Genomic DNA, 1,052 nt, shown 5'->3' with positions numbered 1-1,052 from the left:
CGTCATCCTGCGTCCGCTGCGGACGGTCAGCGACAGTTTCGACAAGATCGCCGGCGGCGACCTGACGGTGCGCGTAGAGGTCAATTCCACCAACGAGATCGGCGCGCTCATGGCAGCCGTCAAGCGCATGCAGGAAAGCCTGGCGCGCACGGTGACTTCCGTGCGCCGTGGCGTGGACGAGATCAACGTCGGCTCGCGCGAAATCTCCGCGGGCAATTCCGACCTGTCCAGCCGCACCGAAGAACAGGCGGCCTCGCTTGAGGAAACCGCAGCGTCGATGGAAGAGCTGGCCTCGACGGTGAAGCAGAACGCGGACAACGCGCGCCAGGCCAACCAGCTGGCGGCCAGCGCATCGGACGTGGCCGAGCGCGGCGGCGCGGCGGTGTCGGAAGTGGTGAGCACCATGGAAGGCATCTCGGCCAGCTCGCGCAAGATTTCCGAGATCGTGTCGGTGATCGACGGCATTGCGTTCCAGACCAACATCCTGGCGCTGAACGCGGCGGTGGAAGCCGCGCGCGCCGGCGAGCAGGGCAAGGGTTTTGCGGTGGTGGCGGGCGAAGTGCGCTCGCTGGCCCAGCGCAGCGCGCAGGCGGCCAAGGAAATCAAGGGGTTGATCGAGGACTCGGTGACCAAGGTTGGCGCCGGTTCCCAGCAGGTCGAACGCGCGGGCGCGACCATGCAAGAGATCGTGGCGTCGGTCAAGCGCGTGACGGACATCATGGGCGAGATCTCGGCGGCGTCCGAGGAGCAGTCCAGCGGTATCGACCAGGTGAACCGCGCCGTGGCGCAGATGGACGAAGTGACGCAGCAGAACGCGGCGCTGGTGGAAGAGGCCGCGGCCGCGGCCGGTTCGCTGCAGGAGCAGGCGCAACGTCTGGCCGAAGCGGTGTCCGTGTTCAAGATCAATGTGGGCGAAGTGATCGAAGTGCCGGCGCGCCAGCTGGCGCAGCAGCATCGCCCGGCGCCGCGCGTGGCCGCGCCGGCTCCGGCGGCCGAGCCGCAGGCGCCCGCGCCTGCATCGAAGCCGGCGGTGCGGCTGACGCACGCGACGC

The 1,052-nt window shown here is 68.8% G+C and carries 1 protein-coding gene; it reads left to right on the top strand.

Annotated features, from left to right (window positions below):
* Window positions 1-1,052: methyl-accepting chemotaxis protein (locus tag KYC_RS27405; protein WP_008168698.1), on the top strand; the 1,052-nt coding region annotated here is incomplete at both ends.

Origin of the sequence: Achromobacter arsenitoxydans SY8 (assembly GCF_000236785.1) — a bacterium.
In the GTDB taxonomy this organism is placed as follows: domain Bacteria; phylum Pseudomonadota; class Gammaproteobacteria; order Burkholderiales; family Burkholderiaceae_B; genus Achromobacter; species Achromobacter arsenitoxydans.
Note: the sequence above shows the minus strand (reverse complement) of the source record. Positions and strands in the feature narration are given on the sequence as shown.